This is a genomic window from Streptomyces sp. CA-106110, assembly GCF_050936285.1.
Classification (GTDB): domain Bacteria; phylum Actinomycetota; class Actinomycetes; order Streptomycetales; family Streptomycetaceae; genus Streptomyces.
Genome location: NZ_JBNJNB010000001.1, coordinates 6932075 through 6947085, shown reverse-complemented (window position 1 = coordinate 6947085; position 15011 = coordinate 6932075). Strand labels below are relative to the sequence as shown.

Annotated in this window: 12 protein-coding genes and 2 pseudogenes; 6 read left to right on the top strand and 8 right to left on the bottom strand. The window is 67.6% G+C overall.

What is annotated here, in order from left to right; genetic code table 11:
• Position 1: 1 nt before the first annotated feature.
• The 4 genes and pseudogenes from ACQEXA_RS32000 to ACQEXA_RS31985 all read left to right on the top strand — a co-directional run bounded on the left by ACQEXA_RS32000 (position 2) and on the right by ACQEXA_RS31985 (position 2958).
• A complete protein-coding gene (locus tag ACQEXA_RS32000) occupies positions 2-238 on the top strand; it encodes a hypothetical protein (protein ID WP_433131793.1) in 237 nt (78 codons plus the stop codon).
• Positions 235-1622: pseudogene (gene repSA, locus ACQEXA_RS31995) on the top strand (replication initiator protein RepSA). The gene ACQEXA_RS32000 and the pseudogene repSA overlap by 4 nt, the downstream one beginning before the upstream one ends.
• The gene (locus ACQEXA_RS31990; RefSeq protein WP_432928749.1) at positions 1616-1834 is read left to right on the top strand and encodes an excisionase family DNA-binding protein; all 219 of its coding nucleotides are present in this window, start codon (positions 1616-1618) and stop codon (positions 1832-1834) included. Before repSA ends, ACQEXA_RS31990 begins: the two are co-directional and overlap by 7 nt.
• Complete coding sequence (locus tag ACQEXA_RS31985) at positions 1834-2958, top strand: tyrosine-type recombinase/integrase (RefSeq protein WP_432929092.1); 1125 nt, start codon at positions 1834-1836, stop codon at positions 2956-2958. The genes ACQEXA_RS31990 and ACQEXA_RS31985 overlap by 1 nt, the downstream gene beginning before the upstream one ends.
• A gap of 360 nt (positions 2959-3318) precedes the next feature.
• Here the strand turns inward: ACQEXA_RS31985 and ACQEXA_RS31980 are convergent, their stop codons facing one another.
• A complete protein-coding gene (locus tag ACQEXA_RS31980; protein WP_432929093.1) occupies positions 3319-3726 on the bottom strand; it encodes a hypothetical protein in 408 nt (135 codons plus the stop codon).
• Positions 3727-3965: 239 nt separating this feature from the next.
• On the opposite strand from ACQEXA_RS31980, the gene ACQEXA_RS31975 reads away from it, so the two are divergent.
• Positions 3966-4295 carry a hypothetical protein gene (locus ACQEXA_RS31975; RefSeq protein ID WP_432929095.1) on the top strand — a complete coding sequence of 110 codons (330 nt, stop codon included), beginning with the start codon at positions 3966-3968 and terminating at the stop codon, positions 4293-4295.
• Between the two features lie 45 nt (positions 4296-4340).
• Positions 4341-4736: a DUF5958 family protein gene (locus ACQEXA_RS31970; protein ID WP_432929097.1), complete on the top strand. Its 396-nt coding sequence runs from the start codon at positions 4341-4343 to the stop codon at positions 4734-4736.
• Between the two features lie 663 nt (positions 4737-5399).
• On the opposite strand, the gene ACQEXA_RS31965 is transcribed toward ACQEXA_RS31970, so the two are convergent.
• The 7 genes and pseudogenes from ACQEXA_RS31965 to ACQEXA_RS31935 form a co-directional block, all read right to left on the bottom strand.
• Positions 5400-5573: an SHOCT domain-containing protein gene (locus ACQEXA_RS31965; RefSeq protein ID WP_432929099.1), complete on the bottom strand. Its 174-nt coding sequence runs from the start codon at positions 5571-5573 to the stop codon at positions 5400-5402.
• A 681-nt stretch (positions 5574-6254) separates the two neighbouring features.
• The gene (locus tag ACQEXA_RS31960; protein ID WP_432920289.1) at positions 6255-7694 is read right to left on the bottom strand and encodes an NF041680 family putative transposase; all 1440 of its coding nucleotides are present in this window, start codon (positions 7692-7694) and stop codon (positions 6255-6257) included.
• Between the two features lie 643 nt (positions 7695-8337).
• Positions 8338-9486: pseudogene (gene pknB, locus ACQEXA_RS31955) on the bottom strand (Stk1 family PASTA domain-containing Ser/Thr kinase); the annotation flags it as partial.
• A 788-nt stretch (positions 9487-10274) separates the two neighbouring features.
• Positions 10275-11078: a hypothetical protein gene (locus ACQEXA_RS31950; protein ID WP_432929101.1), complete on the bottom strand. Its 804-nt coding sequence runs from the start codon at positions 11076-11078 to the stop codon at positions 10275-10277.
• Positions 11079-11381: 303 nt separating this feature from the next.
• Positions 11382-12698, bottom strand: a complete 1317-nt coding sequence (locus ACQEXA_RS31945) for an IS110 family transposase (RefSeq protein WP_433131791.1) — start codon at positions 12696-12698, stop codon at positions 11382-11384.
• A gap of 245 nt (positions 12699-12943) precedes the next feature.
• Positions 12944-14008 (bottom strand): IS110 family transposase, encoded by a 1065-nt coding sequence (locus tag ACQEXA_RS31940; RefSeq protein WP_432929103.1) that lies wholly within the window; start codon positions 14006-14008, stop codon positions 12944-12946.
• A gap of 97 nt (positions 14009-14105) precedes the next feature.
• Entirely contained in the window at positions 14106-15008 is a 903-nt protein-coding gene (locus ACQEXA_RS31935) for an IS3 family transposase (RefSeq protein ID WP_432929105.1), read from the bottom strand.
• Positions 15009-15011: the final 3 nt, after the last annotated feature.

Below are 15011 nucleotides of genomic sequence, written 5' to 3'. Positions count from 1 at the left end.
CGTGAAGAGCCTCACCACCTCGGCCCACATCGAGCCGGACAGCCGCTTCCGCGTCACCGCCTTCGCGGACAGCGCCGCACCCTTTGTCAGCCTCCGCATCGGGGGCGACCTCGTCGAAATCGCGCTGATCGCCGCGCCTGGTACCTCCGGGGCCCTGCGCAACCTGGCTGCCGCAGCACTCGAAGCCGCCGACGCTCTGGACGCTTTGAACACCAACGCGCCGGAGGTGTCCGCGTGACCGACACCGCCACCGCGGCGGGCCTGGATACGGCCACCCTCGCCGACGTGCTCAGGGTGGCCGCATCCGGCGACTTCGACCGCTGGCAAGAACAGATCCGACGCACCGGCGGCTGCGCCGACCCCATCCGGCTGGTCGGCGCGACCAAGACCATCGACCCGGCCACCCGCACGGTCCTGCACCACTACACGACCGAGCACGAACCCGGCGGCACGCTCCGCGTCGCGTGCGGCAACCGGCGGGCCTCCCGCTGCCCGGCCTGCGCCTGGACCTACGCCGGAGACACCTACCACCTCATCCGCGCCGGACTGACCGGAGACCCGGACAAGGGCACCCCGCACACCGTGCGGGATCACCCCCGGGTCTTCGCCACCCTCACCGCCCCCTCGTTCGGCCCCGTCCACAACCGCCCCGGCACCCGGCACTGCGCCTGCGGCACCCGCCATGGCGAGGACGCGCCCGAGTTGGGTACCGCGCTCGACCCGGAGCGGTACGACTACGCGGGCGCGGTGCTGTGGAACAACCACGCCTCCGACCTGTGGCGCTACTTCACGATCTACCTGCGCCGCGAGATCGCCCGACACGTCGGGCTCACCCAGACAGCCGCCCACGAACAGTCACGCGTCTCCTTCGGCAAGGTCGCCGAATACCAAAAACGCGGGGCCGTCCACTTCCACGCCGTGATCCGCTTCGACGGACCAGAGGGACCCGACAGCCCGCCGCCCGCCTGGGCCACCCTCGACCTGCTCACCGACGCCATCCACGCCGCAGCCGCCCGCGTCTCCGTCGACGTGCCACCCGCCGGCGACCAGCCCACCCGCACCCTGCGCTGGGGCACCCAACTCGACGTGCAGCCCATCGGCGCCTTCGGAGACGGCGAAGACATCACCGAACAGGCCGTCGCCTCCTACGTTGCCAAGTACGCCACCAAAGCAGCCGAGACCACCGGCACCGTGGACCGCCGGATCGGCAACACGGAAGCCCTCACCCTGCTCGACGTGCCCGACCACCCGCGCCGGCTGATCGAGGCCTGCCTCGACCTCCACCCGCTCTACCCGGACCGAAAGTTACGGGACTGGGCTCACATGCTCGGCTTCCGCGGCCACTTCTCCACCAAGTCCCGCCGCTACTCCACCACCCTCGGCGCCCTGCGCCAGGTCCGCGCCGACTACCGCGCCGCCCAGCAACGCGCCGCGCTCGGCCTGCCCGACCCCGACGACAACCCGGATGCAACCACGCTCACCCTCGCCCACTGGACCTACGCCGGACACGGCCACACCCCCGCGAATCCTGGCTCGCCGCCACCATCCGCCGAGACATCCAACTCAACCGCGAAACCGCCCGCGAGGCGCTGTCCGACTTGCCCACAGAGGGGGAGTGGTGACCGTGGAACGACTGCTCAGCGTGCAGCAGGTTGCCGAGCTGCTGGGTACGACTGTCCGTTTCCCTCGGCGGCTGATCGAGGAACGGCGGATCACCTTCGTCAAGGTCGGTCGGCATGTCCGTATCCCAGAGAGTGCCCTGTCCGCCTTCGTCGCAGAGCAAACCGTAGAGCCGGTGACCGTTCGTCCTGGCGTGCTCAGGAGGGCTGCCTGATGCCGAACAACCAGGGTAGGCGTCGCCGGTTCGGCTCCGTTCGACAGCTCAAGTCCGGTCGCTGGCAGGTGCGGTACCGCGACCCGAGTACGGGCCAACTCCGCAGTGCAGAGGAAACGTACGCCGCCAAGCGGGATGCCGAGGTTGCGCTGACGCACATCGAGGCAGACATTTCCCGTGGTCAGTGGGCCGATCCCGAAGCGGGCAAGGTCTTCTTCGGCGAATACGCCGCTGCATGGCTCACGGACCGCAAGCTTGCTGCTCGCTCGCGTGAGCGAAACGAGTCAGTGATTCGGCTGCATCTGCGGCCCACCTTCGGTGCTCGCGCGTTGTCCTCGATCACGACGGCTCAAGTCAGGGCCTGGCGCACGGAATGCCTTACCCGGACCGGTGAGCCGACCGTGGTGAAGGCCTACCAGATCATGCGGGCGATCCTGAACACAGCCGTTGATGATGAGCTGATCCGCCGCAACCCGTGCCGGGTCAAGGGTGCCGATCGGTACGACGTGCCAGAGCGCCCCGTCCTCACCGTGGCCGAGGTGTACGCCGTTGCCGATGCGATGGCCCCTCGCTACCGGCTGCTCGTCCTCCTGGCTGCCTTCACTGGGCTGCGCTTTGGCGAGTTGGCCTCGCTCCGCCGGCGGGACGTCGACACGGAGAACGGCGCGCTCATGGTCCAGCGCGCACAGGCGGAGATGCAGACGGGAGCCCTCTTCGACAAGGCGCCCAAGTCCGACGCCGGCGTCCGGCCGGTGGCCTTCCCGACCGAACTCCTGCCGGACATGAAGGGGCACCTCGACGCCAACGCGGGCCCCGGTCGTGACGGTCACGTCTTCCTAGGTCCGCAGGGTGGTCGACTTCGGCGCAGCAACTTCCGGGATGACTGGACCAATGCACGGAAGAAGGCGGGCATCACCGCAGACGTGCACTTCCACGATCTTCGGCACACCGGCAACACCCTCGCCGCGTCCGGCGCGAGCCTGCGTGAGCTGATGACCAGGATGGGCCACAGCACGCCTCGGGCGGCACTGATCTATCAGCACATGGTCAACGGCCGGGACCGCGAGATCGCCGATCGCCTCGGCTCGATGATCCGCGAGACGCGGGGCGATGTGGACTCTTAGCGGACTTTGTGGCACGTGTGTGGCACGGCCGTGATCACGCCTAAGGGCCAGTTCGAGAGGATCAAGCCTCTGAACTGGCCCTTTGCGTTGTGCCCCCGGCAGGATTCGAACCTGCGACACCCGCTTTAGGAGTTCGATTCGAGTCTGCTCCTGCTGCTGTCGGCGACTGGTGCGACGGCCGGACGGGGTTGCTGGCGTACGCCCCCGTCTAGCGTCGTTGATGTCAGCCGTGGATGTCAGAAGTCTTCTGATCCGCAGCTCTGGCCAGACCGGTCAGCAGCAGTTCTTCCGGCCGCTTCGAGGCCCGGAACGGCGCTGTCGGACGGAGCCGGTTGCTGGGGTTGCTGTACAGCACGCGTATTACCAGTCGCGCCAGCGATCTGTGATCTCTGACCGATCGATGCCCTGCCTTGCAGCCAAAGCGGCCACGTCCACACCGTGCTCGCTCAGGGTGAGGTCGATGTATTCGCACAGCTGCTCCCGCTCCTCCGTGCAGAAGCCAGCCTCGCCGTGCTGGCCGTCTCCGTCGATCGCGTTGAGTGCGAGAACCACCCCCTCAACAGTCCCGAAGACAGCTTCGTCGGACGGCTCCTGCAGCGCACGCACCTCGTCCTCGAACGCCTCCAGGGCGGTATCCGTCGCCCGCAGCAACGGCTCGGGGTAGAGATCCGCACCGCCGGCGCACTCCGGGGCCAAGGTTCCGGCCGCCACCTCGCGGGTTGTCTCGGCCATCCAGGCACGCCAGTTGTCAGTGGGTCTGTTCGCCATGAGGCAGACGGTAGGCCCTCGCACTGACAGTCCACCGTCCCGCACGCTTTCCAACTGTGTCGGTGGCCCCAGGGGCATTGGACGGGGCCGTTCACCTGCGTTCATGGGTGGTCGGCCGTGGGAGCGGCTACTGCTTTCGTTCTTGTCTGAACGCCCGCGAACGGCGCTGAAGGAGACTGAAACAGAGACGAACGGCAGGGCTGGGCTCGCTAACATCTTCGCTGTTGAAGGAGGGAGTCATGGCGTTGGCCCGCAAGGGATCACGCCGGATCGTTGTCGACGGCACTGCCTACCGCTGGCGGCTGCGAGGCCGGCCGACGTACTTCCAGGGCCTGGCCTGGTCGCCGTGCACATTCGCGGTCGAGCATGCCGACGCCCCAGGGATGACGCTTGTGGTCACCACTAATCAGCCGCATCCGAGCAACTGGATCGGTCGAGAGGCTGAACCTGTACTGCCGTCCGGTGTTGCTGCGGCTGTTCGGGTTGCCTTGCGTACGGGTTGGACACCGACGGCTCCGGGCCCCGTGTTTCACCTCGACCAGTCCATCGGCTTCACGCCTTCGCCCTGAACAGCCGGGGAATCGTCGATGTCTGTACCGCAGGGGAGGCGGCCGGTGCTGTACGCACACGAGGTGGTCCTGAACGAACTCGCGCAGGGGCTAAGACCGGTCGCTGAGGGTGTCGAGTGGTTCGAGGGCCTCTCGGAGGAAGACCGGCGCAAGGTTTTGCATGCACTGGTGCTGTTCTGCGGGCAGGCCCGTGCCTGCGAGGACGACGTCCTGGAGAGCATTGCGCGTTCTGGCATTCGTCCCACTCACACGCCTGCAGTGATGCTCACGAAGTGGCGCTTCGGGATGGCAGGGCTTCCGGCCTACGAACTCACCAAGTCCTTCCGCTTGCTTGTTGCCCTCTTCAGCATCGCGGACACCCGCAGGCGGGCGCTGCATTGCGCCGATGGGTGCGGTCACGAGTGGCACAACCTGCCGGATCCTCTGAGTGATGCGACCTGAGGTGACTTCTTGCCCTGGGTCTTGCCCAAGAAGTTGGCGACCTGCGTTTCCGCTGGTCCGAGCGGTGCCTCGCTGCGCCTGCGTAGGTGTCATTGGTCGTCGTTGGCCACTGTTGAGCAACCTCGCACGGCCCAGAGACGGCCCAGGACGCCAGGCCATCCGCCGCACCGCACCTTCTGATCCGCTGACCCGACCGCGCCCTGGCGGACGCACGCAACCAGCGGTTCACCCGCTGAGTTGACGACTTGACGCTGATCCAGAGGGGCGGTGCGAGGCGGGCGAGTGCGGGGGCGGCTCGCCCGGCGCGACGTGCTGCTCTACGCGAGGACGACGAGACCGCCCGCTGGTCCGTGGAGGCCCGGTACGGAGCCGTCGAGGGCAAGAGCCGCTGGTGGGATCTGGCATGCGAGCCCGACGCCACGCGCCTCGTTGAATGATCTGATGGCGGACCCCATACCCGGGCGAGGTGTGGCGCGAGCTGCCGACCCGTGAGTCATCCCAGGGCGTGGCCGAACCTGACGCTCACCTTGTGGCAGATCCGGTCGGTTGATCTTGCGGAGTAAAGTCGAACCACCTGCGCGAGAACCGGCGTCAGTACCGCGCCAAGAGATTTGGATCATGCGCGTCGACCCGGGCCCGGGCGCCGACTGGCCGCCTCAAGTGTCAGAGACGCTCGAGCAGCTCAGCCTTCTTCTCCGCGAACTCCTCGTCCGTGAGGATGCCAGCGTCGTGGAGCGACGCGAGCTTCGCGATCTGCTCGACAACATCCGGCTGAGCTGCGGCCTCGGCCGGTGCCCCATGCTTGCCTCGCTGGATCACCGAAGAAGCGAGGTCCAAGACCTTCTCGGCTGCACTCTCGCGGGTTCAAGGCCGCTACGGGACGGCCCTTGGGCGAGGCCGCTGCATGGTTCTGACTCGTCCGAAAGGCTGAGCCGCACAGGCCGGGATGTGCATCCGTGCTGCCCTCAACGGCTGCCGTCGAGGGGCATGCACGAAGAGCACGGTCGAGGCCGTTCGCGTACCCGATACGAAAACACCCCCTCCGGAAGATCCCGGAGGGGGTGTTTGCCCTGGTAGGCGACGGTGGCTGGGGCCGGGGTCGAACCGGCGACCTTCCGCTTTTCAGGCGAGTTGATCGTGCGGCCAGGATCATGATCCGGCCCGACAACGACTGACATCGACACCCCGTGACATACCGCTGCGTACGCTGACGGCCGTTGTCGTTGCCGTCAGACTGCCGTCAGGGTGGTCGCGGTCGGTTGCTGTGCTTCCCTGCTGTACAGCACGGTCTTCAATTCGAGCGTTCATCGCCCGCATCCCGCAAGCGGCCTCCGGTGCGGCCAGGACCGACAGGATCCACTGGTAAGGCGGCGCGAGCGCCTCCGCACCGAAGCCCTCGACGCGATGCGGCACCGTCGACCCCGTCACCGCAGCGGCCCGAACCTGTCCTGTCGTCTCGGTGACCGGCTCGGTTCATACGGTCTACTCAGTGCCGCGGCCAGCGGCTCAGCTTGATCTTTAACCTGCACGGTTCTTGTGTTCCGCGATGCTGAGATCGCGTTTCACGGTTTTACCGACGTCGTGGTTGGGTGCCCGGCGGCGGTTCTTCGAGCCGGTCGGGCGTCCGGGGCCGGGCCGGGAAGGTTTGGGTGCGGCCGCCGGACGGGCCGTCTTCGCTCGGAGGTTCCGAAACCCCCGCCGCACCCGCGCGGGCGTGAGCCGCCCCGGCTCGGCGGGCTTCTCCCAGGGGCGGCGAAGATCCTCGGCGAGTGGGCGGGCGAGCCGGAGCTGCGTGTGGGCGATGATGACCAGCCAGGTCCAGCGGTCCGCCGTATCGGGCTCACGGACCTTCGGACGGGTCCAGCCGAGCGTCTGCTTGATCATCCTGAAGGTGTGTTCAAGATCGAACCTTCGCAGGAAGGCCTGCCAGAACACATCGACCAGTCCAGCGCTCGCACCGGTGACCGACGACCACAGCCAGACCGGCTTGGGGTCACGGTCACCGGGCAGGTACTCGACCCTGAGGCGGATCAACGTGCCATGCAGAACGGGGAGTTCGCCCTCGTGGTCCAGCCAGGGCCCGCGGTGGGTGAGCCGGGGATGCATCCGGTCCCATGCCATCGCCTCGGCTTTCCCATAGCGGGTGGTGTCGGTGACGGTCGCCACCTCCGGCTCGTGCCAGGTGTCGGACTTGGCCAGGGTGAAGGTTCCGCCGTGCTTGCGGGGCCGGCCCCCCTTGGGGCTGTAACGGTGCGGTGGTGCGGGTCGAAGCAGCACCCGGTCGGAGCGGAGACGGCCCACCAGCTCGACCGGCAGGTCCGTGAGGACGAAAGCGAGGCGGGTGACGTCGTAGCCGGCGTCCATCACAATCAGGATGTCCGGGTCACCGTCGCTCCAGTGCCCTGCAGCGATGATCCGGTCGACAACTTCGCGGAGCTGGGCGGCGGTCACCGCAGTGGCGTCGTCGGCCGGGCCCAGCCGCACCGCGTCCAGCAGCGCGGTCCAGGATGTGCGTCCGGTCTCCAAGGCAGCGACGAAAGAGTAGGGCCAGCCCGGGATGAACTGCGAGTTGCTCTTGGCCCGCCCGTAGACATGACAGAACAGCCGCTCCGCGCTGGTCGGCGCATCGGGCCGCAGCCACGGCGAGACATCGACCGCCAGCACGATCCTCCCATCGGCCGCCCTGGGTAGCGGCAGGGACGCCAACGACCGGCGCAGACGTTCCACCTGGAGGCGCCCGCAGTTCAGCGCGTCGTACATCGCGCCGTGTCCCCGCTGGTGCTCCGCCACCAGCGTCAGGTCGACCAGCGAGGTGACCGGGCCGTCGGCACACAGAACCGCATCCGTCAGCTCGAACAGTGCATCCGCTCGCCGGGACAGGCAGGCATGGAAGTCCTCACGGAAGCAGGACAACACGGACAGCGACTCGACGCGGGCGGCGTCATCCAGAACACTCATCACAGCGGCCGTTTCTTGGTGCTTCGTTGCTCGACACTCCGAAGCCTCAAGGACGGCCGCGCTCTCTGTCCGGCGAATCAAGAACCCCGACAAGAAACGATCTTGCCGAGGTTAAAGATCAAGCTCAGAGCTTGTTGAACTGGTGCTGCGGGAGACCGTACTGCTGCGCTATGGGGTTCCACAGGGCGGCAGCCTTCTTCTTGGCGAGGGTCGCCTGCTCGCTGGCCGCGTTGCCCTGGTCGGTCTGCTCGGTTTTCGTCGCGTGGCCGTTATGGCAGCCCTTGGCGCCGGCCGCCTGGTCGGCCCAGGCGGCGTAGTGGTTGTCGGCGGCGGCGGACGCCTTCCAGGCCGTGGTGAGCTGGGCCACCAGGTCGCCGTGGTTGGGTAGTTTGTCGAAGGTGAGCTGGGAGAGCTTGGTGACCAGGTCGTCGCGCCGACTTGCGGCGGTGCGCAGGTCGGTCGCCGAACCAGCCAGGTTGCTGCACTGCTTGATGGAAGCGACCGCGTCGATCACCGCCGTGCGGCTGCTGTTGCTCGACTGCAGCAGCGCGTCGAGCGACTTCGCCTGGGCCTGCGCGGTGTCCGTCCCGGACTGGCCGCTGCCCGAGGTGGCGGAGGTGTTGGCGGCCGGCTGCTGGTCGTTGCCGTTGTTGCCGCCGACGTCCAGCGCGGTGCCCACGACAATGCCGATCAGAGCGAGACCGGCCACGATGCCGATGAGCGCACCCAGCGACAGACGCCGACCTCCGGCGCGAGCCGGATCAGGGTACCCGGAGTCGAAGCCGGCGCCGCCCGGGCGGCCGCCGCCGTCGCTGTAGCCAGACTGTTGCGGGGGCTGCTGGGCAAACGCGGGACGCGACTGCTGCAGCGTCGGCAGGGCGGTGGTCGGTGCGCTGTCCGTGTAGCCGCCGTACCCGTATCCGACGACGCCGAGCGCGGCCGTCGCGGCGACCGGCTGTCCGTCAAGGTGCGCCTCGATGTCCGCGCGCATCTCGTCGGCGGACTGGTAGCGGTAGCCAGGGTCCTTGGCCAGCGCCTTCAGGACGATCGCGTCCACCTCGGGGGGGATCTCAGGGCGGAAGACGCTCGGCGGTTGCGGGGCCTCGCGTACGTGCTGGTAGGCGACGGCGACCGGGGAGTCGCCGATGAAGGGCGGCCGAACGGTGAGCAGTTCGTAGAGCAGGCAGCCGGTGGAGTACAGGTCGGAGCGGGCATCAACGGTTTCGCCCATCGCCTGTTCCGGCGAGAGGTACTGCGCCGTGCCGATCACTGCGGCCGTCTGCGTCATCGTCATGCCGGAGCCCATCGCGCGCGCGATGCCGAAGTCCATCACCTTCACCTGGCCGGTGCGGGTGAGCATCACGTTGGCGGGCTTGATGTCCCGGTGGACGATGCCGTTGCGGTGCGAGTACTCCAGCGCCTGGAGGATGCCGACGGTCATCTCCATGGCGCGCTCGGGCAGCAGCTCGCGACCGCTGTGCAGCAGCTCGCGCAGGGTCGAGCCGTCCACGTATTCCATGACGATGTACGGGATCAAGACGCCGTCCACGAAGTCCTCGCCGGTGTCGTGGACCGCGCAGATCGCGGGATGATTGAGCGAGGCGGCTGACTGGGCCTCCCTGCGGAACCGGGCCTGGGACGACGGATCGTGGGCGAGGTCCACCCGCAGCGTCTTCACCGCGACGGTGCGGCCCAGGCGGATGTCATGGGCGAGATGGACCTCGGCCATACCACCACGGCCGAGTATCGTGCCCACCTCGTACCGGCCGCCTTGGCGACGCGGCTCTTCCATAGTGAGTCCCCCTGCTTCTCCCCTTGTCGGAGCCTCCCCGAGCCCGAACCTTCGACCACTGGGTTCGGGGAGGCGATGAAGCCCTCGCTAACCGCTTCGACGTGCGGTGACCACAACGGCGACTGCGCGATCTTAGCCCGGGATCCACCGTTCGGCGTGGTCCGACGTCGCTTTGGCCGCAGCTTGGGTTACAGGCCGCGAAGTGCCTCGTAGAGGTCGCCGTAGGCGCTCCAGGAGGTGACGCTATGACGGGCCGTCTCAAAGGGCTGGTGGCAGTTGGACACTCACCCGCCCAACCCGACCAGGCGCTTAGAAGATGTGGGCACACCCCAGCTGGCTGGGCCAGCGGGTCTGCGGGGCTTCCGTGACAGGCCGCCGGGCGTTGTCGTCGTCCGCGCTCGTTGCCGTCAGCGTTGCCGTCATTGTCGTCCGGGTCTTGATACGCGACCGCCGCTTTACAAGTTCGACTTCGGCTCCCAGCGATCTGCCGGAACAATGAGCGGCGGCGGCTCTCCGATCCGCTGGAGGCCCGTGGGATTCGCCACCGTCCGACGACGTTGATGTCAGCAATGGATGTCAGAGACCTTCTGATCCGTAGGCGCGTGCGCCCCAGTCGCTCCTCACGGGAGGCGGTGCATCCGGCCGCTCGTGAAGGACCGCCTAGCACAGAGCAGTTCTTAGCTGTCCACCACTGTGCGTGCCTGTTGGTGTCACCCACTGATGTCAGGGCCAACCTCTCGCTGGCTCTGTCCATGAACACGGGTTCTGGCACAACTTCTGTGGGGATATCAGCAGTGGCAGTGCAGCCGTACCAGAATCGTGTCGCCGGGCAGCTGCGCCAGGTATGCCTCGCTGCCCGGCCATACGGCGGGCCCCGGAGGATCGTGAGGACACGATTCCGGGTCGCAAGCCGCATGAACGGCGTTCCCGCCGCTCTCCCGCCACCAGCCATCCACGGTGAGCACATCGGTGTCCGGCGCAAGCGCCCGGGAGAACTGACGGATGTAGTCAGCACGGCTCCCGGAGTAGCCGATGACGGGATGCTCCGTATGGAACGGGGAGCCCGGAAAGCCCAACCCGAGACTCCAGGGGTGACCGAGGTACGCCCTGATCAGCGGCTGGGCTTGGTAGGCGGCCACCATTCCGTCGCTCCAGGGGCCGCCCGGGAACGCGTGCGGATCGTTTCGCCAACGGTCCACGAAGGCCCGGAGGGGCAGGGCTGGAGGATGCATGGCGGACAGACGTTGCCACAGGTCCCAGGACGCGGCCGCCGCTCGTTCGGAAGCGGCCTGAGGCCGCGAGAAGTCGAGCAGGGCACGTGGTCCTCCGGCACAGACTCCTGGCGCGCTGGGAGCCGGGCTGCCGTCGTATCGGGGCTTGTCGTGAACCAGCCTGGGATCGTCCTCGTATCCGTAGACGATCGCGAACCCCCGGCCGTCGCTGCCACCGAGGATGCGGCGTGCATCCCACATGCCGCGGTCCAGAGGGTTGTCACCGTTCTGGTCGAACGGCGCGAGAGCCACGGCGAGGGCCCCTTCGATGTCGTCCGCGCCCCCGGCCGGCAGACACACCGTCACTGTCAGGCCGGCCATACGCCCTCCCCCGCTATGTCGACGGACAGAATGATCGCACCGTGCGGCTACGTTTGACATGCCCCATTGGCGGCAAGCAGGTGTCCTGCACTGGCGTACGGCGGGCGGGCGAGTAATCACCGCTTTAGGAGTTCGATCCAAGCCTCCTCCGGCTGCGGCCATCGCTTGATACGACGGCCGGACAGGGACGCTGGTGTATGTCCCCGTCCGGCGTCGTTGATGAAGCTGATCGGAAAATTGAGCTTCGGGAGGGCAGGCGGCAGCATCCGGGCCGCTTGCGGACCGGATGTCGGGGTGGGTGAGTCAGGTGGATGCGGCTTCGAGGGTGACCTGGTGGCCGAGGGCCTGGAGTTGGCGCACGAGATCGCGGGTCTTGCGGGCAGGGTTGAGATGGCGCTGGTGCCAGTCTGCGCCGAGCTCCTGGTAGGAGGCGTCCGGGTCGTTGATCAAGTGCCAGGTGATAACGAGTATCGAGCGGGCCACGGCGACCAGGGCTTTCGCGTGTCCGCGGCGTTTGACGATGCGCCGGTAGCGGGCGCCGAGGAAGGTGTCGGTGCGGGCGGCGGCGTTGGCGGCCTCGCCCAACGCCCCCTTCAGCCAGGGGTTGCCCTGCCCGGCCGGGCCGGTGGTGCTCTTCGCCCCGGACTGGATCGTCCGGGGGCACAGCTTCGCCCATGAGACGAGGTGTTCAGGGGTGGGGAAGCGGCTCATGTCCGCACCGATCTCGGCGAGGATGATCTGCGCGGTCGCCGGCCCGATCCCAGGGACCGCGTCCAGCTTCTCGGCCAAGTCGCGGGCGTTCACGCCACCGGTGGACGGTCCCTCTCCCGAGCCGTCGTACGCAGTGGTGATCTCCTCCAGCGTGCAGGCGATGAGTCGGTCGAGTTCCTGGATCTGGTCGGTGAGGTGGTCGACGGTGCCCAGCAGCACCCTTAGCAGCCGTGCGTGATGGTCCTCGAACTGCCCGGTCAGAGCCTCAACCAGGGCCGCCTTCTTCTTGACCAGGTTGCCCTTCGCGAGGTCGGCCAGGGCGCGGGGGTTGCGTTCGCCGCCGACCAGGGCGTCGCGCATGGCCCGTCCCGACATGCCGAAAAGGTCCGAGACAACGCCGGACAGTTTGATCTGCGCGTCTTGGAGGGCCTTGTCCACCCGGTGCTTGTGGCGAGTGCGCTCCTGGACGAACACGGTGCGGGTGCGGGTGAAATCCCGCAGCTGGCGGACCGGCTTGGGCGGGACGAACGAGGCACGGACCATGCCGCGTTCGGCGAGCTTGGCCAGCCAGACCGCGTCCAGCTTGTCAGTCTTCGGACGCCCAGGGACGTTCTTCACATCGCGCGCATTGACCAGCCAGCAGTCCAGTCCGCGGGCCTCCAATAGGTAGAAGAACGGACGCCAGTACGAACCCGTCGCTTCCATGACGACCCGCTCGACGCCCTGGCAGATCAGGCGGTCGCCGAGCTCCAGGATCGTGTTCGTGGTCGAGGCGACCGTCCAGACCCGCTGGACGCGCCGACCCTCGATGGTGTCGTGCGGGACGCGCAGGCAGACCATCCCTGACGCCTTCGCGATGTCGATCGCCGCGACCCGCCCGACCGTTCCGTCGTCGTGGTCTTCTCTCAACTCCTCCACCATGTACCCCCTGATGTGATGGCCGGGCGGCGCTGCCCGGGGAGCCTTGAGGGGTAACGGAGAAGCTGATCGGCGTGCTCAAGGCGACAGTGTGCGGCCCCTCGGACGGCTCCCTCACCAGACTCCTATGCGGGCTCACAGCCCAAACATCAAGCGGCGTCGGCGGACAGCCCCTGGACCGATTTTCACGTCCGCGAGGCGTCATCCGCAGGTGAACGGCTGACTCCTATAGGCCGTCAAGCGGTCTGGATGAGTGCCTTCGGTGGGGTGTGTTGGCCGGTGAGGTACTTGTAGACCTCGCGGGCGATGAAGCGTTTGAGGCAGCGCAGGATGTCCCTCTTGGACATGCCTTCGGCGGTGCGGCGGGCGACGTATTCCTGGGTGCGTTGGTCGTATCGCATGCGGACCAGCGCGATCATGTGGAGTGCGTGGTTGGCCCTGCGGTCGCCGCCCCGGTTGAGACGGTGCCTGTTGGTGCGGCCCGAACTGGCCGGGACAGGTGCTGCTGCACACAGGTGGGCGAAGGATGCCTCCGAGGTCAGTCGCTCGGGGTTGTCTCCCGCGGTGATCAGGAGTTGGGCGGCGGTCTCGATGCCCACACCGGGTAACGCGACCAGCTCAGGCGCTGCTTCGGTCATCAGTGTCTTGAGTTCGGCATCGGCATCGTCGATCTCTGTGGTGAGGTATTGGTGGCGGCGGGCCAGGCGTCGCAGGGCGACCTTGGCGGCGCAGGCCGGGTCGTTGGTCTGCGTGCCGGGGCGGGAGCGGGCCAGGTACTTGATCAGCTCGGCGGGGGCCAGAGCGCGCAGCGGTTCGCGGACTTCGCTTGGTGCGGTGATGATGAGGGCGCGGATCTGGTTGATGGTTTGCGTGCGGGCCTTGACGGCTGAGCGGCGCACCACCCGTAGGGAACGGATGGCCTCCACGATGCCGTCGTGGGCCTTGGGCGTGCCGCCGGCACGGCCGGTGAGGACGGCGGTTGCGGCGGCGAAGGCGTCGACGGGGTCGGACTTGCCGCTTGCCCTGCGGGCCCGGCGGTCGGGGCGGTCCACCTCGATCACGGTGACCTGGTTGTGCCGCAGGTGCCGGGCGAGTTCGCAGCCGTAGGCTCCGGTGCCCTTGACGCCCACGGCGATGAGGGCACCGTGGGAGCGGAGCCAGTCCAGGAGTCGGTGATAGCCGTCGGGTGTGGTGGGAAATGCCTGGGTGGCCAGGTGCCGGCCGATGGAGTCGATCACGGCGGCCTGGTGGAAGTCGGTGTGGGTGTCGACACCGCCGACCACCGCTGTCTCGTCTGCCATGCTGATGACGCTGTCCTTCCGTGCGGCACATGAGGGATGGCACGCGCCGGTCGGGCGGGAGGACTGAAGTTCCCCCCTGATCTTGGACAGCGGATGCTTACGCTGCGGGGGTGAAGTCGTGCTGCAGCCTGGCTCGGGTTTCGAGTGGGGTGAGGTACCCGAACTCGGGGTGTTTGCGGAGCCTGGTGCGGTTGTATTCGACTTCGATGAAGCGGAAGACGTCGGCGCGAGCCGCCTCGCGGCTCTCCCAGACGGTCGTGCCGATCTCCGCTTTGAGCAAACCGAAAAAGCTCTCGGCTGCGGCGTTATCGTAGCATATGCCGGTTCTCCCCATACTCTGCCTCAGGTTCAACTTCCTTATTTTCCGGCAGAATTCGCTACTCGTGTACTCGCTGCCGCGGTCGGTGTGCATGATGCAGCCGGGCTGCAACTGGCCGCGCCCGGCGGCCATCTCCAGCGCGTCGGTAACCAGTTCGGCGCGGTGGTGATCGGCCATCGCGTACCCGATCACCTCGCGTGTCGCCAGGTCGATGACCGTCGCCAGGTACCACCAGCCCTCGATCGTCGCCAGATACGTAATGTCCCCGACGAGCTTCGTGCCGGGTTCGGCGGCGGTGACGTCGCGGCCGACCAGGTCCGGGGCCGGGGCGGCCTTGGTGTCCTGCTTCGTCAGGTACCGGCGCTTGCGGCGGGTCACGCCTCGGATATCGCGCTCCCGCATGATCCGTTCAACCTTCTTCCGGTTGATCGCATGGCCCTTGCGCCGCAGCGCGGCGTGCACGCGCGGGGCGCCATAGGCACCACGCGACTTCCCGTGGATCTCCCGTATCTCCTCAGCGAGTTCGTCCTCGGCGCGCTGCCGCTCGGCGACGGCCGGCCGACTTGCCAGCCAGAAGTAGTACGTGGCGCGCGAGACCTTCAGTACACGGCACAGCAGCGCAACGCTGTAGCCATCGGGGTTGCCCTCGGTGGCCTTCTCCGCATCGATGAAGAGGCACACCTC

Excerpts from the sequence above, each read along its gene's own strand:
- ACQEXA_RS31980 (WP_432929093.1), bottom strand. The coding sequence starts at position 3,726 with ATGGCGAACAGACCCACTGACAACTGGCGTGCCTGGATGGCCGAGACA.
- ACQEXA_RS31975 (WP_432929095.1), top strand. The coding sequence starts at position 3,966 with ATGGCGTTGGCCCGCAAGGGATCACGCCGGATCGTTGTCGACGGCACT.
- ACQEXA_RS31950 (WP_432929101.1), bottom strand. The coding sequence starts at position 11,078 with ATGGCCGGCCTGACAGTGACGGTGTGTCTGCCGGCCGGGGGCGCGGAC.
- ACQEXA_RS31985 (WP_432929092.1), top strand. The coding sequence starts at position 1,834 with ATGCCGAACAACCAGGGTAGGCGTCGCCGGTTCGGCTCCGTTCGACAG.
- ACQEXA_RS31960 (WP_432920289.1), bottom strand. The coding sequence starts at position 7,694 with ATGAGTGTTCTGGATGACGCCGCCCGCGTCGAGTCGCTGTCCGTGTTG.
- ACQEXA_RS31940 (WP_432929103.1), bottom strand. The coding sequence starts at position 14,008 with ATGGCAGACGAGACAGCGGTGGTCGGCGGTGTCGACACCCACACCGAC.